20 protein-coding genes are annotated in these 22,312 nt (G+C 64.4%); 6 read left to right on the top strand and 14 right to left on the bottom strand.

Annotation, left to right across the window (positions count from 1 at the left end; genetic code table 11):
* Positions 1-168 precede the first annotated feature (168 nt).
* The gene (locus JG747_RS29320; RefSeq protein ID WP_019860053.1) at positions 169-1,608 is read left to right on the top strand and encodes an FAD-binding oxidoreductase; all 1,440 of its coding nucleotides are present in this window, start codon (positions 169-171) and stop codon (positions 1,606-1,608) included.
* Positions 1,609-1,878: 270 nt separating this feature from the next.
* Here the strand turns inward: JG747_RS29320 and JG747_RS29315 are convergent, their stop codons facing one another.
* The 11 genes from JG747_RS29315 to JG747_RS29265 form a co-directional block, all read right to left on the bottom strand.
* Entirely contained in the window at positions 1,879-2,367 is a 489-nt protein-coding gene (locus JG747_RS29315; RefSeq protein ID WP_064986423.1) for a response regulator transcription factor, read from the bottom strand.
* A gap of 183 nt (positions 2,368-2,550) precedes the next feature.
* Positions 2,551-3,366, bottom strand: a complete 816-nt coding sequence (locus JG747_RS29310) for a trypsin-like serine peptidase (RefSeq protein WP_019860051.1) — start codon at positions 3,364-3,366, stop codon at positions 2,551-2,553.
* On the bottom strand, positions 3,363-3,719 hold the full coding sequence (locus tag JG747_RS29305; protein ID WP_019860050.1) for a hypothetical protein: 357 nt from the start codon (positions 3,717-3,719) through the stop codon (positions 3,363-3,365). Before JG747_RS29305 ends, JG747_RS29310 begins: the two co-directional genes overlap by 4 nt.
* 41 nt (positions 3,720-3,760) lie before the next feature.
* Positions 3,761-4,438 carry a hypothetical protein gene (locus JG747_RS29300; protein ID WP_244748262.1) on the bottom strand — a complete coding sequence of 226 codons (678 nt, stop codon included), beginning with the start codon at positions 4,436-4,438 and terminating at the stop codon, positions 3,761-3,763.
* A 44-nt stretch (positions 4,439-4,482) separates the two neighbouring features.
* Positions 4,483-5,517, bottom strand: a complete 1,035-nt coding sequence (locus JG747_RS29295; protein WP_202360567.1) for a DUF4438 domain-containing protein — start codon at positions 5,515-5,517, stop codon at positions 4,483-4,485.
* Complete coding sequence (locus tag JG747_RS29290; protein WP_038644874.1) at positions 5,514-6,350, bottom strand: hypothetical protein; 837 nt, start codon at positions 6,348-6,350, stop codon at positions 5,514-5,516. The genes JG747_RS29295 and JG747_RS29290 overlap by 4 nt, the downstream gene beginning before the upstream one ends.
* 30 nt (positions 6,351-6,380) lie before the next feature.
* Positions 6,381-7,484, bottom strand: coding sequence for a hypothetical protein (locus tag JG747_RS29285; RefSeq protein ID WP_019860046.1), 1,104 nt, complete (start codon positions 7,482-7,484; stop codon positions 6,381-6,383).
* A gap of 72 nt (positions 7,485-7,556) precedes the next feature.
* Complete coding sequence (locus JG747_RS29280; RefSeq protein WP_069091419.1) at positions 7,557-8,231, bottom strand: hypothetical protein; 675 nt, start codon at positions 8,229-8,231, stop codon at positions 7,557-7,559.
* A gap of 23 nt (positions 8,232-8,254) precedes the next feature.
* The gene (locus JG747_RS29275; protein WP_244748261.1) at positions 8,255-10,015 is read right to left on the bottom strand and encodes a hypothetical protein; all 1,761 of its coding nucleotides are present in this window, start codon (positions 10,013-10,015) and stop codon (positions 8,255-8,257) included.
* Positions 10,016-10,026: 11 nt separating this feature from the next.
* Positions 10,027-11,319: a hypothetical protein gene (locus JG747_RS29270; protein ID WP_064986434.1), complete on the bottom strand. Its 1,293-nt coding sequence runs from the start codon at positions 11,317-11,319 to the stop codon at positions 10,027-10,029.
* A gap of 32 nt (positions 11,320-11,351) precedes the next feature.
* The gene (locus JG747_RS29265) at positions 11,352-12,401 is read right to left on the bottom strand and encodes a hypothetical protein (RefSeq protein WP_202360566.1); all 1,050 of its coding nucleotides are present in this window, start codon (positions 12,399-12,401) and stop codon (positions 11,352-11,354) included.
* 590 nt (positions 12,402-12,991) lie between these two features.
* Here JG747_RS29265 and JG747_RS29260 point away from each other — a divergent pair.
* From JG747_RS29260 to JG747_RS29250, 3 genes are all read left to right on the top strand, one after another.
* On the top strand, positions 12,992-14,011 hold the full coding sequence (locus JG747_RS29260; protein ID WP_019860041.1) for an isopenicillin N synthase family dioxygenase: 1,020 nt from the start codon (positions 12,992-12,994) through the stop codon (positions 14,009-14,011).
* 299 nt (positions 14,012-14,310) lie between these two features.
* Positions 14,311-15,000 (top strand): SDR family NAD(P)-dependent oxidoreductase, encoded by a 690-nt coding sequence (locus tag JG747_RS29255; protein ID WP_064986435.1) that lies wholly within the window; start codon positions 14,311-14,313, stop codon positions 14,998-15,000.
* Positions 15,001-15,390: 390 nt separating this feature from the next.
* On the top strand, positions 15,391-15,642 hold the full coding sequence (locus JG747_RS29250; protein WP_019860039.1) for a DUF768 domain-containing protein: 252 nt from the start codon (positions 15,391-15,393) through the stop codon (positions 15,640-15,642).
* Between the two features lie 60 nt (positions 15,643-15,702).
* On the opposite strand, the gene JG747_RS29245 is transcribed toward JG747_RS29250, so the two are convergent.
* Complete coding sequence (locus JG747_RS29245; protein WP_019860038.1) at positions 15,703-16,839, bottom strand: DmpA family aminopeptidase; 1,137 nt, start codon at positions 16,837-16,839, stop codon at positions 15,703-15,705.
* Between the two features lie 2 nt (positions 16,840-16,841).
* Entirely contained in the window at positions 16,842-18,407 is a 1,566-nt protein-coding gene (xseA, locus tag JG747_RS29240; protein WP_202360565.1) for an exodeoxyribonuclease VII large subunit, read from the bottom strand.
* A 130-nt stretch (positions 18,408-18,537) separates the two neighbouring features.
* Here xseA and JG747_RS29235 point away from each other — a divergent pair, with 130 nt between their 5' ends.
* Positions 18,538-20,754 (top strand): bifunctional diguanylate cyclase/phosphodiesterase, encoded by a 2,217-nt coding sequence (locus JG747_RS29235; RefSeq protein ID WP_027047182.1) that lies wholly within the window; start codon positions 18,538-18,540, stop codon positions 20,752-20,754.
* An 8-nt stretch (positions 20,755-20,762) separates the two neighbouring features.
* On the opposite strand, the gene JG747_RS29230 is transcribed toward JG747_RS29235, so the two are convergent.
* Entirely contained in the window at positions 20,763-21,719 is a 957-nt protein-coding gene (locus tag JG747_RS29230; RefSeq protein WP_019860035.1) for a LysR substrate-binding domain-containing protein, read from the bottom strand.
* A gap of 177 nt (positions 21,720-21,896) precedes the next feature.
* Between JG747_RS29230 and JG747_RS29225 the strand changes: the two genes are divergently transcribed.
* On the top strand, positions 21,897-22,187 hold the full coding sequence (locus tag JG747_RS29225) for a DUF1127 domain-containing protein (RefSeq protein WP_019860034.1): 291 nt from the start codon (positions 21,897-21,899) through the stop codon (positions 22,185-22,187).
* The last annotated feature ends 125 nt before the right edge of the window (positions 22,188-22,312 follow it).

Raw genomic sequence — 22,312 nt, 5'->3', positions numbered from 1 at the left:
TGACGAAGCAGCATCTGCCAGTGTGACATGCACGCCAGAATTTTCGTCCGTTGATGCGCGTCATTCGGCGGCCCACCGTCTGGCTCATAACTTGCGCGATGCCTAATATAAGAGCAGAATTGAAGGCGTTTGAAGGAGATCGGCTCATAAGCAAATCGGGAGGAAACCATGAACACCATGAGCCTCACCACGCTTGACCGCGGCAAGACGACAGTCGACGCTGCAGCCATCGAAGCGCTTTCGGCACAATTGCGCGGCACACTGCTTCAGCAGGGGGACGCTGCCTACGACGAAGCCCGCACCATCTGGAATGCCACGGTCGACCGGCGGCCCGGGCTGATCGTGTGTTGCGTCGGAGCCTCCGACGTCATTCGTGCCGTGAATTTCGCCAGGGAAAACAGGCTTCTCGTCTCCGTGCGCGGCGGCGGCCATAACATTGCCGGCAGCGCCGTCTGCGATGGCGGCCTGATGATTGATCTGTCGCCGATGAAGTCGGTGCGGGTCGATCCCGCCGCACGGCGGGCATGGGTTGGACCCGGCGCCACGCTCGCCGATGTCGACCGCGAAACGCAGGCCTTCGGGCTGGCGGTGCCGACCGGCATCAATTCGACCACCGGCATATCGGGCTTGACCCTGGGCGGTGGCTTTGGCTGGATCACCCGCAAATTCGGCCTGACCATCGACAATCTGGTCTCCGCCGATGTCGTCACCGCCGACGGCAAGTTGCTGCGCGCCAGCCAGACGGAAAATCCGGACCTGTTCTGGGCACTGCGTGGCGGCGGCGGCAATTTCGGCATTGTCACGGCATTCGAGTTTCAGCTCCACCAGATGGGTCCCCAGGTTCTGTCGGGGCTTGTCGTGCATCCTTTCGCCGATGCCGAGAAGGTGCTGGAGGAGTATCGCAACGCGCTCGAAACAGCGCCCGACGAACTGACCTGCTGGGTGGTCATGCGGCAAGCGCCGCCACTGCCCTTCCTGCCGGCGGAGTGGCATGGCAAGGATGTTCTGGTGCTGGCCATGTGCTATTGCGGTGATCTCCAGGCGGGTGAAAAGGCGACGAAGAAGCTTCGCGCCATCGGCTCGCCGATTGCCGATGTCGTTGGCCCCAACCCGTTTGCCGGCTGGCAGCAGGCATTCGACCCATTGCTCGCCCCCGGCGCCCGTAACTACTGGAAGAGCCACGACTTCACCGAGCTCTCCGACAGGGCAGTTGAGGTCGTCACCGAAGCGATACGTGAGCTTCCTGGCCCGGAATGCGAGATATTCATCGGCCATGTCGGCGGTGCGGCGGGCCGTGTGGCGCAGAACGCGACGGCGTTTCCGCAACGCAGCTCGCACTTCGTCATGAATGTTCATGCCCGCTGGCGCGAACCGGCAATGGACAGGGCCTGCATCGGCTGGGCGCGCGGCCTCTATGAGGCGGCCAAGCCCTATGCTGCCGGCACGGCCTATGTGAACTTCATGCCTGAGGACGAGGTCGACCGGGTGGAAGCGGCTTATGGCGGCAATTACCAGCGGCTTCTGGAGATCAAGCAGCGCTATGACCCGCTGAACCTGTTCCGCATGAACCAGAATTTGCGGCCGAAACAAAGCCAGCAGGCCGCCTGAGCCGCCCGCATGGCAGTGACGAAAAGCCCGCGTCTCCGCCACAGGCGTGGGCTTTCGCATGGCCATGGGTCTGGCTCTTCAGCGGCTCAGTTCACATGGACTGCCACCGCGTCAGGCGCTGGTCCTCACGAAACCGTCTCGGTCTCATGCGCGGGCAGCGCCGTCGCCAGCCGGTTCGCCCACTCCTCTATGCCGGCCCGGCTCGCCAGCAAATCCTGCCGGATCTCGACGAGGACGGCGGGGATCCCTCGAAAAAGCCGCTCGACCGACCTATCGCGCGTCTTGGCGAAAGTCCGCCCGACCCGCGAGCACACAGGACGCAATCGCCGAGCGGCGGCCGATATTCAGCTTGGCGAAAATCCGCCGGATATGCTCGCGTACGGTGTAGCCGCTGATGCCGAGCTGCCTTGCGATCTCCTTGTCGACTTTTCCGTCACTGATCAGCAGGGCTATCTGCAGCTCACGCCGGGTCAATATCTCGGCGGCCGAGAGCGGAAGATCGGCGGTGGCGCCCGGCATGCAGACGGCGTCATAGATCAGGTATTGCGTGCCGGCGCAGACGATGCGTCCTACTGGCCGGCGCTGATCTGCATGATTGTTTGGATCACCGCGATCGTCCGCGTAACGGATGGCGACCAGCGAATGGCCGTTCACGACAAAGCTCGAAGTATCCGTTTCCGGGTCGCACTCTTTTCGTGACGCGGAAATCTCATCAGCGAAGTCGGAAAGTCTCTGCAAGTTCTCGGCACGTGCAATCATGGCCGAACGCCCCAGTTGGCAGGAAACTCAGTACAATCACAAGCCCCTGGCGTCCCAACAAAACTGCCACGCCGCCGAACCCCGGCGCGACCAGTATGAATGCTGCATAGATAGTCTGGACTATAGCACTTTTCGAAATATTAGCATTCCAAAAATTATCGTTGGGTCGTCAATTTTCCCAGTTCAGCGCCTGAATCCGGCGCGGATCGAACGCAAGAGATCGGGGGTCAGCCTGACGCCCCGGTTGAACAGGCCCGCTGGGGCAAGCGGCACGCCGGGCCGGCATCCCCAGGCCCCACCCGAATGTGGACGTGGACCGGCGGTGTGAACCGCGATCACCACGGGTACGCCGGCCTGCTGGCGATGGATCCATACTGGAGCGCCGCTGTGCCCCGGACAGGTATCGACACTGTAGAAAAGCTGCCGTTCGGTGATCCGGTCCAGGCGCTCGGAATGCTCCCATTGCGTGCCGTCCGGCTTGTCGGCCGGATAACCCGAAATGTGCAGCAGGCGCGTGGTGCGAAGCCGCTCGAGGTCCTGACGGTTCGGCGACCAGAGCTGGAAGTGTCCGGGCGATGGCGAAAACGGCCGCTCGAGTTCGATCAATCCAACATCGTGCAGGCCTGACGGACGGCGGCGGTAAGGCGGGTTGACGTGCCATTGCTTGGCCCATTGCCAGCCGAAGGGCCGCGCGTCACGCGAGGCCCGACCCGGCGTGACACGAATGCGCACGGCAAGATTGGGCAGGCCAAGCCGCTGACGGATCGGGCTGGTGATGCAGTGCGCCGCGGTCAACAGCCGCGTCGGCGAAATCAGGAAGGCGGTACAGCCGGTCAACCTGCCGTCGCCGAAATCGCGCTCGATGTGGCAGACCGCGCTGTGCGGAAAGCGGTTGGTGTGGGTGACCCTGGCGCGCCCGTCGGTCGGTCCAACCACCGCATAGTCCGCTTCGTCCGCCAGCCGGTCGAGTTCGAATGGCGCGGTCGAGAACAGCATCATGTTTCTTGCTCGTGTTCGGCTCCCGGCGAAGCGGCATCCGCCGGCATGGCTCCCGGTTGCGCCGCATCATCGATCCCACCTTCATGCGCGGGCTCTTGCGACGCCTCGGCCTGATCCGCGCCAGCACTTGCAGTGAGGCCAAGCAGGCCGCGCAGGCGCTCCATCAGAAGATGAGCCTCGTCGCCACGGCCTTCGAGATAGGCCGCCGCGCGGTCCATGAATTCCTCGTCGGAGCCGAAGGGTGTTTCAGCTGGGCGCGGCGACGCGGCGTGCAGCGCCTTGACCTCCTGAAGAACGATGGCGTCGAGGTCGGCCCATACCGACCTTGCATGAGTTGCGGCTTGCCCGTGCATGGGAATCTCCCTTGGTTCAACTGTTGCGCATCAGCGCCGTTTCATCGAATGTCGTGCTGTTGGGGTCGGTAGAGCAGCGGGCGCTCCCGGTCCTGCAGCCAGCCTTCGTAGTTCCTGGCCCGCCTTGGATGCATGGCCTGGCGGGTGAGCCGGGCTGCCTGGACCAGGATCTGGCCCGGCTGCAGATTGCGGATCGCGGTGTTTACCCTGGGGTCGGCCCGGCTCGGCTGCCGGTAGTGTTCGACAATTCTCTGCGCGATCGAATTGTTGCCCTTGGTCATGCCGATGCTGAGCGGCCGGTCGCGGTCGATGCCGGCGCGGGTGATGCGATAGACCTGCGGCCCCGGTGCCAGGAACGGCCGCAGCAAAGCATCGACGTGTCCGCCCCGGCTCGCGGCGGTGCGCGCCGCGTCGATCGCCGCCAGCGAGACCGGCGGCGTCCAGCCGCGCCAGCCCGGCAGTTGCGACCCGCGCGCCCGCATCGAAGTCTGGCCGCGTGCCGGCCTCGGGGTGCGCCCGCGCCGTGTGGCTGTCTCGTCGAAGGAAGCGACGTCTCCGCAACTTCCGCAGCCGCAACTCGGAAAATGCCGGCGCCTGACCTCGACGGCGCGAAAGCCCTGCTGCCGGCGACAGCGCGCGCAGCCGCATGGCGAGCGGTGAGCGACTGTTTGCGCGGCCTCGTTGACCAGCGCGTCGAGTTGTTCGTCGAGATATGACATGCCGATCCCTTTCTCGTAACTCGTTTTTCCGCTCGGGCTCGGATCTAGCCGGATCCGGCCACCATGCTTGCGTCCGACGCCGTCGCCCGCCGGCGCAGCCTTGCCACGGTTCGTTCACTCTGCTCGACGGTCGGCAAGGGAAAGGACGGCCGTGCCGGTCGGGGTGGGCGAATGTCCAGGTAGCGCGCGATGTTGGCGTCCGGGCTGAGCTCCAGCTGGAGAACAGAGGCAGGCGCTGAAAGCAGCGAGACGACGCCCGGGCCGTGACCCGCGACAGTGGAGTCGCTGTGCACGATGACGCCAACCGACACATGTCCTCCCAGCCGCGACCGGCCATAGCGGTTGTCGGCATCCATGATGCCGACAATGTCGCCGAAGCGCAGCGATCCGAGCTTGTAGCGCCGCACCATGCCGGGATCGGACATCTGGATGTCGTAGTCGCCGCGCAGCACATTGTTGCGGCCGAGACCCGAGCCCATGACGCGGGCAGGGATGCGGTGCGTCACCTTGACGTGGATCCTGCCGTTGCGCTCGACCGGGCGCCAGCGCGCCAGCAGCCTTGGCGAGCAGTTCCAGATCGCGACGTCGGGATAGTCGGTCAGGCGCAGGCCAAGCCCGTAAGCCCAGACCTGGATCCGGTCGCCGATCGCCATCTGCCGCATCGCCGGCAGCGGAAAGTCGATCAGCACGGTGTCGACGCCGCCATGCTTGCCGGTCACCACGCCGCGTGCGCCGACCGCGCGTCCTGACGTGACGATGGCGTGGTTGCCGACGCAGGAATAGCTCTGTAGCGCCTGGTTCGCGGCGTCAGGGTTGCCGCCGGCGGCGCGCGCTTCGTTGCGGATCGACACTGCCGGTTCGACATGGTCGCCGGCCAGCCCGACACAGGGGTCGCCGACGCGATGGTTGAGCACGATGCCGCCGGTACCCGGCAGCGAGCGCGGCCTGCCGTCGTAACCGATGCGCCATGGCGTGCCCCTCTCGGTCGGCGATGCCACTTGTCCGGCGACGCTGATCATCACCAGGTCGCGCGCATTGGTGCGCAGCCCATGCACCGGGTGGATGCGGGGCGGTTTCATGCCGCGGCCTCCGCCGGCACGACATCGTACCAGAGCGCGCAGGCATTGCGCCAGGGATCGTCCGGCGTCCCGTCATCGTGGTCGGCCGGATCTTCTAGCGCCCAGTCGGTCTCGCTCCATCCGTCGGGCAGCGCCAGGATGACCGGGGCGACCACCTGCACGATCGCCGCATTGCGGCCGCTCGCGGCGATTGGAGCCGCGGCGGGCCACAGCGCCGGGCCGGACCATCCGGGGGTTGCTCCAGGATGGCGTTTGGCGGGAAATGCCAGCCGCTCGAGATAGTCGCACAATGGCGGCCTGGCGCCGTCATTGCCGGCGATGGTGAGAATGTAGGTGCTATCGGGCTGAAGCGCGGCGGAGAGCGCGATCACGTCGCGCGCGCATTCGTCGAGCGGAGCGGCGGTGCCGGCCGCATCGCCAAGACGTGTTTCAAGCGCGGCGCAGCAGCCTTCAAAGCGCGGTAACAGGGCTGTTTCCTCGCGCTCGGGCAGCGCGCTCTCATACTGGGCGTCGCCGATCCAGTGCACCCGCGATGACAGGCGGCCGTTCTGCCACGCCCGGCGCCACGGTTCGAGCTCCAGGGTCAATTCCCTGAGGATGGCATCGCGCGTGCCGGGGGCGAGCCAGCCGCCTCCCATCTGATCGGGCCGGCGCCGATAGTACTCGTCGTTGTCGAGCAAGGTGTAGAAGCCGCGCGGCAGCCACACCCGCGCTGATTGCGAAAGCGTTACCGTCACAAGCAGCCCCATCGGCGACAGCGCCAGCGGGGCGTCGATGACGATGTTCGGCGGCTTGGCCGCGAAACGCCCCGCAAGAGCAAGTTGGTGGTCCATCGCAGACACCCTTCAGTCCCGGCGAACGGTTCAGGCGGCTATTCGCGACGCGGTGTTGCGGTTCAGCCCATATGACCAGTGCACACGATCGCCGTCGAGGCCGGGGAAGCGCCGCCCTTCGCGTGTCAGCCGGTAGGCCGCCAGCCATGCGTCGGCCTGCGCGCCCATCTTCTTGGCGTCCGCGTCGAACTCCTCCGGCGTGATCGTCGTGCGGAAATCGTTCTCGGCGATGTATTGCAGGATTCTGCGCCCCGCATCGGCCATCTTGGCGCGCTCCGACATCTCGGTGGCGCCGCCCAGATGACGGTTGGCGACGGCTTCGATAACGTCCCATTTGGTGTTGGCGTCGAAGGATTTCTTGATGTCCGGTGCGTCGAACAGCTCGAAGATCTGCTGTACGTACTGTCCGGTTTCACGGGTCAGGGCCAGGATGTTGCCATAGCTCGACCGGTCGAGGTGATAGCGCAGGTCGGTGCCGACGCGCTGCACCGTGGCCAGCGCTGCGAAGGGCCGGTCGTTGATGGTGGAGCTGCCGCGAATAACCTGACCGATGGTCAGATCCTGGAAGTACTGCGACATCGCATTCATGAAGGCGACCAGCTGGAAGTGGAAGCTGCGGTTGACGATGGCTCCGGCGGGCACCGGGGCGCGACCGTAGTTGAAGACGCGTCGATAGGCGATCAGCCGGTCGCGGCGCTTGTAGCGGATGGGGCGCCATTTCTCGAGGATGTAGAGCCCGCGCGCGCCGGGGCCGCGCTGGATGCGGATCTGGCCGTTCTGGAACAGCCGGCGCAGCACATCGACCACCTGGAACAGCTTCATGCGGTCCATCTGGTAGATGTAGTAGAGCTCGGCCGATGCCTGAAGCTGCGGCGGTATGATCGATTCGTCGAAATCGTTGCGCAGCAGCGGCATCTGCAGCGAATCGAACGGCTTGATCGGTCCGTCGCCGAAGCCGACCAGGTCGGCGAAACTGGTGGTCTTGGCACTGGATGAGCGATCAAGCAATTCCCCGTAACGACCCTCGAATTCGCTCTCGAAAGCGGCGCGGTCAGCCGGCGACAAACCCGCCAGCTCGTCCCTGAAGAAGCGCTGGAACAGCCGCTGGATGACCTGGTTGGATTCACTAGCCATAATCAGACCTCATCTTGCTCGAATTGGCTGCTCATAGTTCTCAGGCACTCGGGATCTCAGGCACTTGGGTTCTCAGGCACTTGGCGGCTGTTGGCCGCCGGACGCTGCGTCCTGGCTGGCGGCGATCGCGTTCATCACGGCTGGCGCGAGGTCGAAGAAGCGAACCAGTTCGCTATCGGTGACGACCGACGGCAGGCCGCCACTGAACGTGTTGGCATCGCGCAGGCGCTTGACGAACTCGTTGCGGCGATTCTCCTGCGGCTTGCCCTTCTGCAATGCCACGATGTCCTGCAACGACGCGAATTTCGCCTGGTTGAACCAACGCCCAGCGATCGTCCGGCCGACAATGTCGCCCGACGTGTCGACAGCGGCGGCATAGAGCGCCGTGACATTGTCCTTGTCGCGCAGACCAAGCGACTGCACCGTTTCATCCAACCTGTTGATCGCCGTGGTGATCTCGCCGAGCTTCTTGTCGATGGCGTCGCCATCGGGCAGTCCAGTCGCGATGGTTTCGATCGCGGCTATCAGCCGGTCGAAAATCTGCTTCGACCGTTTTCCATCGGGGAACTCCCTGATTGCGCTGGCAACGTCGCCGATGGCGGTCATGGTCCCGTCGCCGCTGGTGACGACCTTGTCGGTCAGCCTATCGATCGATTGCGGTGTCTCGGCCTCGATCTCGAAGCGGGCCTTGACCCCGGCGTGGAACTTGTTGGCCGGGTGGTAGGGAAACGGAATCTTCGCAGCCATTGTCGTGCTCCTCTCCTGCCAGCTCAGGCCGACCAGTAGTCGGGACGGTTCTGACCCATGCTCGCCATCGAGCTGGCGATCGGCGAGGGCATCTGGACCGGGCTCGGCAGATTGGTGCCAAGGCCGAACATATCCTGGAGGATCGCGCGGATCATCCAGCGGATCAGCGACTGATTGTTGCGGAAATTGAAGACGTTGAAGTCGCATTGCGGCGTCAGCGAACGCACCAGGCGTTCCGTCTGGTCCTCAGCCTGGTAGGCGATACGCAGCTCACGCACCATCAGCGACTTCAGGCCCGGGTCCCAAGCCCCAGGAGCGCCGAATGGGTCGAGCAACTCATCACGGATGACACCGAGCTTGTTTTTCAGCTTGTCGCTGAATTCACACAGAAGCACGCCCGGATTCTTCAACTGGTCGGTCAGGTCCAGCGCCGCGCCGATGGCGAGGCCAACGGCGGTAGCCCGCCTTTCCTGTTCGCCGAGGCCGTCCGGATCCGTGCCGACCGCATAGAGGTCGATCGCTCTGTCGAGCAGGAACAGCAGGTAATCCAGCAGCACCTGGCAGGAGATGTCGTCGTCATCGCAGCCGCAGCCGGCAAAGCAGTCGACCTGCTCGAGCAGGAAACCGCGCGCGATGGTCAGGTTCATCAGGCGGATGGCACCCTGGTCCGGTCCGCCGGCGCCGTAGAGGCCATAGACGATGATCGGCGGGCGCGCCACGTAGAGCAGCCGCGAGCTGCCTTTCGAGACGAAGGCGTCGACGAACAGCTGCAGGCTGGAGACGAATGCCACCAGCGGCGGCGATTCCGGCGGGCCTGAAGTGATCGGCACGTCGATCGGAACCGGGACGCTCTGGCCGAACTGGATCAGGCGCTGGAAGCGGTGGACCAGCATCGCCGACGCGGTCGACAGCTCGCGCAAGCCTTCGACGCTTGCTCCGGTCGAGAGGTCGACAAGGTCGTCCATCGCTTGCGACAGTGCGTTCTCTTCCAGCAGCGCGCGCAGATCAGCCTGGCCGCCGGCCTCCAGCTGCTGCACCAGATTTCGGTAGGCCTCGATGCCGCGCGGCCAGTCTTCCTGGCCAAGCGTGCTTTCGACCGAACCGGTCAGGCTGCGCAGCGCCATGATGACGGCGTTGCGGCGTGCCTGCAGTTCTCCGGCGGCCGAACGCACGATCGAGGTGCTGCGGGTGATGCCGTTGGACGCCAGCCCCTCGCCGATGGCGACAAGAATGAGCCCCGCCAGCACATCGCAGCTCTGGGCAAACCGCCTGAACAGGATGGCGCTGCCGTCGGTGAGCGTGCCGACATAGCGCGCCAGGCGCGAATACTCGCCGAGCTGGCGGCGCGCCGACATGGCACGGTCGTGGTTGACCGAATCGAGAGCGAGCCTGGCGGCAGCCAGCCCATCATTGGCGAGCTGCCGGATCGAGCGGCCCCAGCCGATCATCTCGATGCGGATGTCCTTCAGCGGCGAGGAGGTCGAAAGCGTCTGCAGGTCGCGTTCGAGATCGTCCTGCGCCTGTGCCATCTCGACGGAAGACGGGCCCGTGTTGCGGGCTTGCGGCACATAGTCGGGCACGCTCGAATAAGGCAGGCCGGCTTGTTCGCGTCGATCCCTGTCTGCTTCCTCGGGATAGAAGTTCAAGAGAGCGTTGGCGATCTGGTCGGGATCGCGCGGGTCACTGACGCGAAGCGTCTTGCGCAGCAGATTGTCCACGGCAACCGTGGCAGGAGACCGAAATTTCGAGACCGGGCTGGCGGCGGCTGTAAATACGTCGACCATGACATCTCACCTCATGCAACGAGTGCGGCTGGGGACGGTTGCGCAGTAGGCCGTCGGTTTGCCTGACGCTGGGCCAGGTTTCTGATGACAAGCTTTGCAATGGCGTCCGGTTCGGCGCCGGCCTCCAGCGCGAAACGGCTGGCCGACACAAGAAAACGTGGCGGCAGGTCAGGCACTTGCCCCGCCGCGATCTGGATTCCGCCACGGCGGATGCGGGCTTCGTCGGCGCGCGTGAAAGGGATGGCGTCGGCCAGCGCGTGCTGCCCAAGACCCCGGCGCGGCTGGTAGGCGATCTCGTCGACCACCGCCGGAACGACGCGAGGAACCGAAGCAAGCAGGACCGGAGGCAGCCTGTGGCCGCGCGCCGGATTGTAAAGGCCACGCCAGACGCGTTCGGCGCGCGCCGCCTCGGCGGCAAAGCCCATGCGACGCAACATCTCGGTCAAGATCAGAACCCGGATCCAGCCGGTTGGATGCGCCCCGCCGGGGCGATAGGTGAGGGCCCGCGCGCCGGGATGGGCGAGGAATTCCATCATACCCCAGACCGACGCGGTGCCGCCGAGCAGCAGTGCGGCGAGGTCGGCGAAGATTTCCTTGTGCCAGCGGCGCAGGATCGTCACCACCAACGGGTCGAAACGCATCGAGGCCAGGCGGTTGGCGACCGCTTGCGCGTTCTCCTGCCATAGGCCCATGTCGGCCTGCAGATTGTGGGCGACCTCATGCAGGAAGACCGACTGCCAGGGATTGTCGCGATCCCACGGAATGCGGATCACCGGGAACGGGTTGCTGTCGCCGAGCAAGCGGGCAAGGGCGACGCCGCGACGCTGCGTGGCAGGCGAATAGCCGTGTTCCATGTAGGTCAGCGGTTTGAGCAGCGGGCCGCCGAAGACGCCCGGCAAGGCCGCGCGGACGACCGTGTAGCAGTCGAGGGCGATCGCATCATGGGCGGCGAGCGCCGGCGCGAAGCCCGAGCCGCGCTGCGACATCACCTCGAAGAACATGCCGAAGGTCCGGCGCAGCCGATCGATCCTGCGGTCGAGCATCGCCATCTGGGTGAGCGCGACCTCGGCCGTCGCGGGCGGCCAGCCGCGCTCGATCTCGGCGATATGCCGGTTGATGGCGTTGCCGATGGTCGCCAGCCGCTTGTTGGCGGCATGGAAGTGAGCCCGCGACGGCGCATAGGGCAGGTCTTCGGGACGAAGTCCGATGCGCCTCGGTGTCAGGCGGTTGAGGCGTTGTGCGCGAGCCTTCAAAGCCCGCAGCTTGGTGTCCAGGAACCGCCTGGTCGAAGAACCCGTGCGCATCGCCGCGATCCTTCTTGTTGCACCGACTGGGTTTAATTGGGCCGGATGGTGATGCTGACCGGACCGCGGATCACGATACGCCGCCGGCGCCCGTGATTTCGGCCATATCCGCCAGTCCAACCGCCTGGCCATCCGCCGGCAGTCCGCCCCAAGGCCCGTCCGGCGATACGCGCTAGGTTGCGTCCTGGGGCCATGCCGGCGCGAACCGCCGCCGCGGTGCGGCGCACGATCTGGCGACCAGCCGGCAAGGGCCTGGTCAACTGCCGGCGCAGGCCGTGCCCGCGCGCCGCGACACGGCGCGCGGTACGCGCCAGGACCAGCGGCCGGACAGACGCCGGGGTGCGGCGCGTCACGGCGGTTCGGCGGACGCTGTTGGCGATGCGCGGCAGAGCGCGGATCGCTGTCGGCCCGCCACGATTGACGAGCTGGGTGGCGGCGCGGCGAACGGTGCGAACCGCCTGGGTGCGTGCTGCCGCGGGCATGCGCACCGCCACCGGGCCAAGCACTCGCCTCGTCGCAAGCGCGGCCACAACGGGAATGGCGGCACGATTGCGCACCGCGAGCTCGGCGAAGGCGTCAAGCGCCTCGTCCTCGGAGGCTTCGTCCGCCATCAACTGGCCGACGACATTGGCGATGCCACCAATCGCGGTGCCGTAGCCGGGAATAAGGCTGGCGACTGGTGCCACCGCGCGAGCAATGCGTCCAATTGTGGGAGCGGCACGCCTGACGGTGCGTACGACGCCGCGCACGCCGCGGGCGATGCGACGGAAGAACTCGTCGCTGTCTTCAGCCGCAAGCGCGTAGCTCATGGCCTGGTCCCAGGCATCGTCGTCGGACTCATCGCCTTCATCGAAACCGTCGCCTTCGTCGAACTCGTCACCGGCATCGAATTCGTCGCCGGCGTCCATCTCGTCGAAGCCCGAGGCCTCGAATTCGTCGCCTTCGTCGAACTCGTCGCCTTCGTCGGCCTCATCGAAGCCGTCGCCCTCGTCCATTTCGTCGAATTCGTCGTAACTGTCGGCAGGGCCTTCCGCTTCATCAAAGGCAAGGTCGTCGAACATCGATTCGTCATACCCGTCCATCTCGAGATCTCCTCTTGAGCGATCGGCCCCTCAGGGGAGCGGGACCAAAGCGATTAACGCCGGTCGGGATAGTCGCCCTCGATACAATAGCTCTCAAGTCGACAGGAACGGGTAGTTGAAAGGTGGTCGCCAATATCAGCGACTGTTCAGTCGAGTGATTTTGTGCGTAATCATAGTTACAATGCAGATATTATTTTATCTTTATTTTCATAGTGGTCGATGAGAGGGTGGATTGATGTGGCCCAATCAAATCGTGAGCGACCACCAATATTTCGCCCTACGGCCTTGGACTTGCCAGCTGAAGGGACGGTGATATCGAAGCAGCCGCCGCGCAAGGCAGAGCGACTCCCACTCCGCCTGAATTCCCTCGGATCGCGATCATCATCCGCTTGCCCCTGCGAATGGAAAAATTGTTCGTCACGGCCGCGCCGAAGGGCCGATCGTTCCTTTCCCGGCCATTCGAAGTCGATAAGACTAGCGCGCAATGATGGCGGCCAGGGTCGCGCAAAAGTGCCGCATGTTCAATCGGCTGGGTTTTTCGGACGGAAATTTCAAGCAACATCCGGAAAGCACTGGGAAAGGAGCTTGATATGCCCAGAATAGTGCCTGTGCTCGATCTGAGCCGTCTTGAACAAGGCGCGTCGGAACGCCGGACATTTCTGGCGGATCTTCGTTCCGCTTCGCGCGACATTGGCTTTTTCTATCTGGCCGGACATGGCATCTCCTGGGCGGAGATCACAGAGGTGCTCACCGCATCGCGCCAGTTCTTTGCCTTGCCGGAGGCCGACAAGCGGGCGATCGAGATGCTCAAGTCCTCGCAGTTTCGCGGCTACACCCGCGCCGGCGGCGAACTGACCAAGGGCAAGGAGGACTGGCGCGAGCAGCTCGACATCGGCGTTGAACGCCAGGCAATCGCGCAAGGGCCAGGAATTCCCGCCTGGACGCGGCTGCAGGGACCGAACCAGTGGCCCGCGGCGCTGCCGGATCTCAAACCCGCTCTGCTTGCCTGGCAGAGCAAGGTGACGGCCGTGGCGATCCGGCTCTTGAAAGCCTTCGCCCTGTCGCTCGATCAGCCCGAGGATGCCTTCGACCCGATCTACAGCAGCGAGCCCAACCATCGCATGAAGATCGTGCGCTACCCCGGCCGTGATGCAACCGGCGGCGACCAGGGTGTCGGCGCGCACAAGGATGGTGGCTTCCTGACCCTGCTGCTCCAGGATGACAATAGGGGGCTGCAGGTCGATTATGACGGCAGCTGGGTGGATGTGGACCCCATTCCCGGCACGCTCGTCGTCAACATCGGCGAATTGCTTGAACTGGCCTCCAACGGCTATTTGCGCGCGACCGTGCATCGTGTCGTGACGCCGCCCGCCGGCGTCGAGCGCATTTCGGTGCCGTTCTTCTTCAGCGCCAGACTCGATGCGACGATCCCGCTGCTTGGCCTTTCCGAGGAACTGGCGGCGCAGGCGCGGGGGCCGGCCAGCGATCCGGACAATCCGCTGTTTCGCGATGTCGGAACCAATGTGCTGAAAAGCCGGTTGCGCTCGCATCCCGACGTCGCGCGGCGCCATTATGCGGATCTGCTCGAAGGGGAAAGCCGGGTTGGCTGAGCTTCCTGGCGAACAAAAGATAGGATTTTCGCCATTCTGTCCGATCTTTGGAAAACAATTCGTCGTATCTACCCGCGAATCGGTTCAAAAGAGAAAAATCCGTTCGGTGTTTTCCTCCCATTTCACCGAGCGGTGTTCCCCTCTGAAGGTTATGACCTTCTTTTTGGCCGGGCCGGTTTCGCGCCCGGCCTTTTTCTAGCCACGTTGCGCGTTGCCGTCGCCGCGCCGATCCGGCAAGTTTCACCACAGCTCATTCGCCTGCCATCGACCGCAGTCCCGTGGAAAGAAGGAGAGGTTTCATGACATCCAATGTCGCAATCATCGCCGGTGCGGGTTCCGGCTTGAGCGCCTCGCTGGCGCGCCTCCTCGCGAAGGAAGGGTTCAGCGTCGTTCTGGCCGCCCGCAACATTGAGAAGCTTGGTGCCTTGCAGGCCGAGACCGGCGCGCAGGCCGTGGCAACGGATGTCTCCGATCCCGCATCGGTGGAGCACCTGTTCGATGTCGCCGACAAGGCCGGCCCGCTCTCGCTGGTGATTTTCAACGCCAGCGGACGCGCCCGCGGACCAATAGCGGAGCTCGATCCCGAGGCCGTCCGTCAAGCTTTGCTGGTTGGGGCCTATGGCGGGTTCCTGGTTGGCCAGCAGGCGGCTCGCCGGCTCGTCGCGCGAGGATCGGGCTCGATCCTTTTCACCGGCGCGACGGCCAGCGTGAAGGGGTTCGCCGGCTCCGCCGGTTTTGCCATGCCAAAATTCGGCTTGCGCGGCCTGGCCCAGTCCATGGCCCGTGAATTGGCGCCGAAGAACATCCACGTCGCGCATTTCATCATCGATGGCGCCATTGCCTCGGCCGCGTCCGGACAGGAGTCCGGGCCGCAGGATCGCCGGCTGTCCCCGGGCGCGATCGCCGAGGCCTATCTCTCCATCCATCGCCAGCACCGCAGCGCCTGGACTTGGGAAATGGAGCTCAGGCCCTGGGTTGAGACCTTCTGATGGGGCCGGCGAGGTGCGACGTTCCGGGAGTCGACATTGCATGGGGATATCACTATATAGCGGCGGCTTCGACCGGCGCGCCCAGCGCAGCCCTCCGGAGCGACTGTAAAAATGTGTTACGCATTGCGCCATCATTTGTGGCCAAAAATCGGCTGGAAAACCGGAAAAGCAAATAGAAACAGTGGCGCGAAGCTGGGTTGATCCAGCTCACGGAAGCAACCCTCCAGAATCAGAAATGTGCTTGAACCCTCGATTTCCTTCGGCTCTGTGGACCCTGCACGGCATTGACTTGCCGGCTCGCCGCGACTCGGCTGGAATGGGAGCATGCATCCTTTGCGGGATGCGGACGTTTATGATTACCAACCGGCTTTGCCGCCAGGGAACAGCAGTATGAGTGAACACGCGATCGAGTTCTTGCGGGGATGGATCGGCGAAAAGGTCCATTGCCAGTCCCAGGCCAGGATCGACAAGCAGGCCGAGACCTTGGCCAGGGAATGTGCCGCCAAGGCTGCGGAAGTCGGTATTCCCCTGGAGGATATCCAGGAAGAAGTCGGCGACATCCAGGAGCTCATTGCCTCCCGGCTCGAGGAAGCCGCCGAGGCCGACGAGAACCAGCAGGCGGCCGGCAAGGCCGCGGAATAGATTCTACCCTGAACTTTCTGTTTGTCTGAATGCGCGGGCCTTTTGGCCCGCGTTTTCGTTTCAGTCGAACTTTTCTATCAGCCCAAATTTTTCTTTCAGCCACGCCTTCGGCAGCGCCGGCACGAAATTGCCGTCGCGCCCGGTCATGTCGTCATTGGCGGCCAGGGCGTTGAGGATCGATTCCTCCACCGTCTGGATCACCGCATCGAAGAATGGATCGATGTCTGTATCGGGAATGAAATCGGCCGTGGCGATACGGCCCGACGGCGCAAGTGCGGCGGCAGGATTGGCTGTCGAGAAGGCGAGAAAGATGTCACCTGAGCTGTGATAGCCGAAGCCGCCGGTCATGGCGACGCCCAGCGGCACCCGGCGTGCCAGCCGCTTCATCTGGTGCGGCAGGAACGGCGCATCGGTGGCGACAACGGCGATGATCGAACCCTTTTCGGCGCGTGGCGTGCCTTCGCGGATCGCGGGCTCCGCGAGTTCGGATCCGGCGCGCAGGCCACGAAGGGTGAAATTGCGCCGCTTGCCGAAATTCGACTGCACGAAGGCGCCGACCGTGTAGGAATTTCCCTGCCACCCTATGATGCGCGACGCCGTGCCCGAGCCGGCCTTGAAGCCGAAAGTGATCATGCCGGTGCCGCCGCCGACGCTGCCTTCCTCGATCGGGCCGCCGTTTGCGTCATCGAGTGCCTGGGCGACGTGCTCTGATGTCAAATGGTGGCCATTGATGTCGTTGAGAAACCCGTCATAGGTTTCCGCGGCCACCGGCAGGCCCCAGGCGCTGTCGAGCGCGGTGGGCAGTACGCGTTGCATCCAGCGCAGCGTGCCGTCACGCGAAACACCGCAGGAATGCGTGTTGGTGATGGTGATGGGGAAGTTGAAAGCGCCGGTTTCCTCGATGATGTGCGAGCCGGTCAACTCACCATTGCCGTTCTGGCTGAAGATGCCGGCGAAGACTGGTGTAGCCAGGTCGGCGCGCGGTCTGGGCAGGATCGCCGTGACACCGGTGCGCACCGGCCCCTTGCCGACGACGAGCGGCCCGTCGCCTGAAATCAGCGTCGCATAGCCGACCGCGACACCGGGCACGTCGGTGATTGCATTGAACGGTCCGGGCGTTCCGTCGAAACCGATGCCGAAGCTGCGCACGCGCGGCTTGCCACTGGGCGTTGCCAGATGGTGGGGATTATCGGTCATGATCAGAACAGCGATCCCTGATTTCCGGGTTCTTTGGCCTTTGTTGATGGCTTGGCTGCCGGCTTTGGGCGCGCCGCACCGCTGGTTGCCACCGCGTCCGCCGTGCCGTCGGCAAACTCCAGCGAAAGCGCCATCCCCGATGCCACGTCAGCCGCCTGCTTGATGACGGCGCCGTCGGCATCCTTCACCAGCGCGAAGCCGCGCGCGAGCACGGCCTTGTGCGAAAGCGTGGTCAAGAGGCGTTCGGCCTGGCTCAACTGGCCGCGCAGGCGCTCGAGCCACAGCGAAATGACCCGATCCTGCCGCCTGGCGAGCGCCGCCAGCGTGTCGGCCTGCAGTTTCTGCCTGCGCGCGATCGGAGCCGGCGAAAGCCGCGTCGCGGTGCGCGCGAAGCGCGCGCGCCGTTCGCGCACAATGGCGAAGAACGCCGCCTGCGCGCGGGCAAGGTCACGCCCGGTCAGCGTGCGCGCCTCGTTGATGCGCCGCGACAGCGTGGCCGGAGTCAGCCTCTGGGCCTGGAGACGCGCCCGCTTGCGATCGACGCTGACGGACAGGCCACGGCCGAGCCTTGATGTCGCCTCGTCGAGGCGCCGCCGCGGCAGCGCCAGCAATTGGTCGGGCGAGGGCAGGGCCCGCGCCGCCGCGCGGGCGGCCTGCCGCTTGCGTTCGAAATTGCGCAACGCCGCCGCCTTGAGCCGTGCGCCAAGGCTGGCCAGCGTCGCTTCGAGGTCGGCCTTCACCGGCACGGCGATTTCGGCGGCGCCCGTCGGCGTCGGCGCCCGCACATCGGCGACGAGGTCGATCAATGTCCAGTCGGTTTCGTGGCCGACAGCGGAAATCACCGGAATGCCGCAGGCCGCAACGGCGCGGGCCAGCGCCTCGTCGTTGAAGCCCCAGAGGTCCTCGAGGCTGCCGCCGCCGCGCGCGACGATCAGGAGATCGGGGCGCTGGATGGAGCCATCCCAGGCCAGCGCGTTGAAGCCGTTGACGGCATTGGTCACTTCCACGCCCGAAGTCTCGCCCTGAACGCGCACCGGCCAGACCAGCACATGCAGCGGAAAGCGGTCCTTGATGCGGTGGATGATGTCTCGGATGACGGACCCGGTCGGCGAGGTGACGACGCCGATGACGCGCGGCATGAAGGGCAGCCGGCGTTTGCGACCGGCGTCGAAAAGCCCCTCGGCCTGCAGCCGGCGTTTGCGCTCTTCCAGCAGCGCCATCAGCGCGCCGGCGCCGGCCGGCTCCAGATTGTCGATCACGATCTGGTAGTTGGATTTGCCGGGATAGGTGGTGAGCTTGCCGGTGGCGATCACCTCCATCCCTTCCTCGGGGCGGAATTTCAACCGGCTCATCGTGCCTTTCCACACCACGGCGTCGAGCCGGGCACGGTCGTCCTTCAGCGCGAAATAGGCATGGCCGGAGGAATGCGGCCCGCGATAGCCCGAGATTTCGCCGCGCACCCGCACATTGCCGAAGACGTCCTCGACCGTGCGCTTCAGTGCGCCGGAAATCTCGCTCACCGTGTATTCGGTGGCGTTGGTGCGTGATTCGGATGCTGCTTCGCTCATCGGCCGATTGGGGGCTGGTTGGCGCCTCGCGTCAAGGCGCCGGTGTCGGCCCGCATGTCATAGCGCGATCTTATCGCGATCTTAAGCCTATTTTAGTTGACTGGCGCCCGAAGCAGCTGGCCAAGGACGCATGAGCACACGCGCACATCGGAGCCCATTGACGTATCAGGTCACGCTGACCGTGCTGGCGCTTGCCGCTTTCTCGTTCGTCATGGTCGTAGGATTTGGGTTCTACGCCGCCGTGCAGGCTGATCACGTTTCGCTTGAGCGCCAAAAGATATTCTTCGCCAATGGCTTGCAGGACCAGATCGCTGCCGTTGAGCGAGAGCAGGAAAGTGTCTCGGTCTGGGACGATTCCGTCATAAATGCCAAATCAGGCAATCAGACGTGGATGGCCGAAAACCTCAGCGTCTGGATGTACTCCTACTACGGCCACAACCGCGTCTACGTGCTGGATGAGGCCAACCGTCCCATCCACGCCATGCGTGAGGGCAAGGTGGTGGCGCCGGACCTCTATGCCGAGGACGAGACTGCCTTGCGATCCACCGTCGAAAAGCTGCGTGGCCTGATCGACCGGCCACCGGACGAGACTGTGGCCGGCGGCCCGGTCAAGATGGTTGCGGAGGATCTGATATCGCTCGGCGGCAAGCCGGCCATCCTCAGCGTCATGCCGTTGATACCGAGCTCCGACCGCGTCACCCAAGCGCGGGGCAGCGAATATCTGTATGTTTCCGTCGAGTTCATCAACGACACCGTTATCGACAAGATCGCCCGAAAATATCTGCTGGACGGCGCGCATCTCCTGTCGTTGTCGCAGCCGACTGGCTCGGCCGCCATCCCGCTGCTCGACTCGCGTGGGGTTATCCTGGGCTATATCGCTTGGGATCAGGAGCGCCCCGGCCTGACGCTGATGCGCAAGGCCGGCCCAGCCTTGATCGCCGCGATGCTCCTTGCGGCGAGCGTGCTGGCATTTCTACTGCGGCGTCTGCGTCGCGCATCCACGGCGCTGCAGACCAGCCGCAACGAAGCCCAGTATCTTGCCTTTCATGATACGCTTACAGGCTTGCCCAACCGAGCGCTGTTCGAGGACCGGCTGCGCCGCGCCTTGCTGACTGCCGGCCATGATGCCGCCAAGGTGGCGCTACTCTATCTCGATATCGACCGCTTCAAACATGTCAACGATACGCTCGGTCATCCGGCCGGCGACGAACTGGTGCGCCAGACCGCGGCCAGGCTGCAACGGACCATTCGCGACGTCGACACCGTGGCGCGGCTTGGCGGCGATGAGTTCGCCGTCATTCTCGTCGACATCCGCGGCGTGCGTGATGCCGAGGATGTATCGGAGCTGCTTCAGCAGCGGTTGCGGGAACCGTTCAAACTGATGGACGATCAGGTCTTTGTCAGTGCCAGCATCGGCATCGCCGTGTCGACAGGTCCCGAGGCCGACGCCGACGATCTGCTGCGCAAGGCCGACATCGCGCTCTACGAAGCCAAGAAAAATGGCCGCGGCCGCTACCAGGTCTTTGCCGGCGACATGGACGATCTGCTGCTGCGCAAGCGTAAGGTCGAAAGCGAACTGCGCAAGGCGCTGATCGGTGGCACGGGCATCAAGCTCAACTATCAGCCTGTGTTTGCCGTTGACGGCAGGGCGATCCTTGGCGCGGAGGCATTGATCCGCTGGAGCCACGAAGTCCATGGCGCCCTACCGGCGGCGCAGTTCATCGCCATCGCCGAGGAACGCGGCCTGATCGGCGAACTCGGGAAATGGGTGCTGCTGGAAGCCTGCCGGTTCGCCGTTCGATCGGCGCTGCCATGGGTGGCGGTCAATGTGTCGCCGCTGCAGCTGCGCGATGCCGGCTTTCCCACAATGGTCGCTGCGATCCTTGCCGAGACAGGCCTTGCGCCGACACGTCTGCAGCTTGAGATCACCGAAAACGTCCTCCTGGAAAACAACGATATGACCGCGGCGGCCCTGGTGGCTCTGCGCCAGGCCGGCATCGGCATCGTGCTCGATGATTTCGGCACCGGTTATTCGTCGCTGAGCTATCTGCGGCGTCACGCCATCGACAAGCTCAAGATCGACCGTTCGTTCGTGCGCCTGCTCGGCACCGAGGGCAATTCGACGGCAATCGTCAAGGCGCTGATCGACCTTGCAATCGCGCTTAACGTCGATGTCACCGCGGAAGGCGTCGAGACCGAGCAGCAAAAGGCATTGCTCGTCGGCATGGGTTGCCATCAACTGCAAGGCTACCTGCTGTCGCCGCCGCTGGAGCCGGTTCAGTTGCTTGGCTTGCCGGGTCTGGCTTTGCCCGGCGAGCAGGGCGGTCAAGCCACTGCCCGTGCCTGAGAGCCGTCCTACCAGCCCGGCAGGATCTGGTTTGCCTTGGTCCGCCTGATCTTGGCGTAGGCAAGTGCGGCGAAATCGAACGTCCCGGCCTCTTCGACGAGCGGCACCGAGATGTTGTCCAGGCTCTCCGAGATGTGGCGGGCGAGCGCATCGACGATTTCAGGCCGCGAGGTTTGGCCACGCATGATGCCGATGCGGCAGTCGGGCAGGGCGCCGAAGCCGTCGGCTTCGCCCAGCACCCGCATGCCGGGCCTGAGCGCGCATTCCGGCAGCACCGAGATCGCCAGGCCCGATAGCACGGCGGCGGTGATGACGGTCGCCGAGAAGCTGGTGAACAGGATGCGATAGTCGCGGTTCTGCTGGTCCAGCACATCGACGGCGGCGCGCCGCCAGATGCAGTTGGGGCGGCCAAAGGCCATCGGCAGCGTTTCCTGTTCATGCGTCGCATGATTGGCCGAGGTGACCCACAGCAGCGGCTCGCGCCGCACCACCTCCGACTGGCCGCGCACATCATTGTGCGTCACCAGCGCCAGGTCGAGATTGCCGCGCTTGATGTGCTCGACCAGTCCCGGTGTCGGCTCGCAGATGACTGTCAGCTCGACTCGCGGGTTGGAGCGCGTGAAGCGCGCCATGATCTCGGGCAGGAAACGGTCGGCATAGTCGTCCGGTGTGCCGATGCGGATCGTGCCTTCGAGCCGCTGGTCGTCGAAGGCGGCGAGCGTTTCGCGGTTGAGGTAGAGCAGCCTTCTTGCATAGGAGAGCAGCTTGTCGCCTTCCTCCGTCAGCCTGTTGGAGCGCCCCTCCTTCTCGAACAGCGGCTTGCCGATCCGCTCCTCCAGCCGGCGCATCTGCATCGACACCGCCGACTGGGTCCGGTGCACCTCTTCGGCCGCCCGCGTGAAGCTGCCGGTATCGGCGATCGAGATGAAGGTTTGCAACTGATCGAGATCGAGCGGCGCTTTCATCGGCGTGATCCATCACTGGTGTTGATGGTAAAGATTAAAAACATTCGTTGGATTAATCAATCGGTCGATGGCAAATTGCTGACATCCACATGAAGGCATGTGAATCGAAGCCGGAACGGCCGCTGTCGCCAGCGCCGACTGCTTGGCTTTGTCTGTTCGAGACTGAAGGAGACCGACATGACCACGATCGATTTCGCCACCGAGACCTCGCGCATCACCTCGCGTCCGGCCGTTGCGATGCGCGTGGCCAATACCGTCTTCAATTTCTACCGCGCCTGGAAAAACCGTCGCGCCTTCTATCGCCTTGGCGAGATGTCGGACGCTGAACTCGCCGATATCGGTCTGACGCGCGCCGACCTGCATGTCGCCATCGACGTGCCATTCGGCCGCGACCCGACCGCGATCCTGCGCGAAATCGCCAGCGATCGCGTCGAAACGATCGAGGACATCGCCCGCAAGGTGGCCTGATCGGCTGATTTCGGTCCTGCTGAACCTTTTCAGGGTTCAGCGCGACCAAGGATTATGCAGGCTCCCCACTCCCTGCCGGTTCCCCGCCGGCCTGCCTGCACGTTGCCCGGTCCTCCCAAGGACCG

The organism is Mesorhizobium sp. 131-3-5 (genome assembly GCF_016756575.1).
In the GTDB taxonomy this organism is placed as follows: Bacteria; Pseudomonadota; Alphaproteobacteria; order Rhizobiales; family Rhizobiaceae; genus Mesorhizobium; species Mesorhizobium jarvisii.
This window is presented reverse-complemented; position numbering and strand designations above follow the sequence as displayed.

Coding starts and splice junctions, on each gene's coding strand:
- JG747_RS29305 (WP_019860050.1), bottom strand. CDS start 3,719: ATGCACGGGCAAGCCGCAACTCATGCAAGGTCGGTATGGGCCGACCTC.
- JG747_RS29300 (WP_244748262.1), bottom strand. CDS start 4,438: ATGTCATATCTCGACGAACAACTCGACGCGCTGGTCAACGAGGCCGCG.
- JG747_RS29295 (WP_202360567.1), bottom strand. CDS start 5,517: ATGAAACCGCCCCGCATCCACCCGGTGCATGGGCTGCGCACCAATGCG.
- JG747_RS29255 (WP_064986435.1), top strand. CDS start 14,311: ATGACATCCAATGTCGCAATCATCGCCGGTGCGGGTTCCGGCTTGAGC.
- JG747_RS29245 (WP_019860038.1), bottom strand. CDS start 16,839: ATGACCGATAATCCCCACCATCTGGCAACGCCCAGTGGCAAGCCGCGC.
- JG747_RS29230 (WP_019860035.1), bottom strand. CDS start 21,719: ATGAAAGCGCCGCTCGATCTCGATCAGTTGCAAACCTTCATCTCGATC.
- JG747_RS29275 (WP_244748261.1), bottom strand. CDS start 10,015: ATGGTCGACGTATTTACAGCCGCCGCCAGCCCGGTCTCGAAATTTCGG.
- JG747_RS29235 (WP_027047182.1), top strand. CDS start 18,538: ATGAGCACACGCGCACATCGGAGCCCATTGACGTATCAGGTCACGCTG.
- JG747_RS29225 (WP_019860034.1), top strand. CDS start 21,897: ATGACCACGATCGATTTCGCCACCGAGACCTCGCGCATCACCTCGCGT.
- JG747_RS29315 (WP_064986423.1), bottom strand. CDS start 2,367: ATGATTGCACGTGCCGAGAACTTGCAGAGACTTTCCGACTTCGCTGAT.
- JG747_RS29265 (WP_202360566.1), bottom strand. CDS start 12,401: ATGGACGGGTATGACGAATCGATGTTCGACGACCTTGCCTTTGATGAA.
- JG747_RS29320 (WP_019860053.1), top strand. CDS start 169: ATGAACACCATGAGCCTCACCACGCTTGACCGCGGCAAGACGACAGTC.
- JG747_RS29285 (WP_019860046.1), bottom strand. CDS start 7,484: ATGGCTAGTGAATCCAACCAGGTCATCCAGCGGCTGTTCCAGCGCTTC.
- JG747_RS29250 (WP_019860039.1), top strand. CDS start 15,391: ATGAGTGAACACGCGATCGAGTTCTTGCGGGGATGGATCGGCGAAAAG.
- JG747_RS29290 (WP_038644874.1), bottom strand. CDS start 6,350: ATGGACCACCAACTTGCTCTTGCGGGGCGTTTCGCGGCCAAGCCGCCG.
- JG747_RS29260 (WP_019860041.1), top strand. CDS start 12,992: ATGCCCAGAATAGTGCCTGTGCTCGATCTGAGCCGTCTTGAACAAGGC.
- JG747_RS29270 (WP_064986434.1), bottom strand. CDS start 11,319: ATGCGCACGGGTTCTTCGACCAGGCGGTTCCTGGACACCAAGCTGCGG.
- JG747_RS29280 (WP_069091419.1), bottom strand. CDS start 8,231: ATGGCTGCGAAGATTCCGTTTCCCTACCACCCGGCCAACAAGTTCCAC.
- xseA (WP_202360565.1), bottom strand. CDS start 18,407: ATGAGCGAAGCAGCATCCGAATCACGCACCAACGCCACCGAATACACG.
- JG747_RS29310 (WP_019860051.1), bottom strand. CDS start 3,366: ATGATGCTGTTCTCGACCGCGCCATTCGAACTCGACCGGCTGGCGGAC.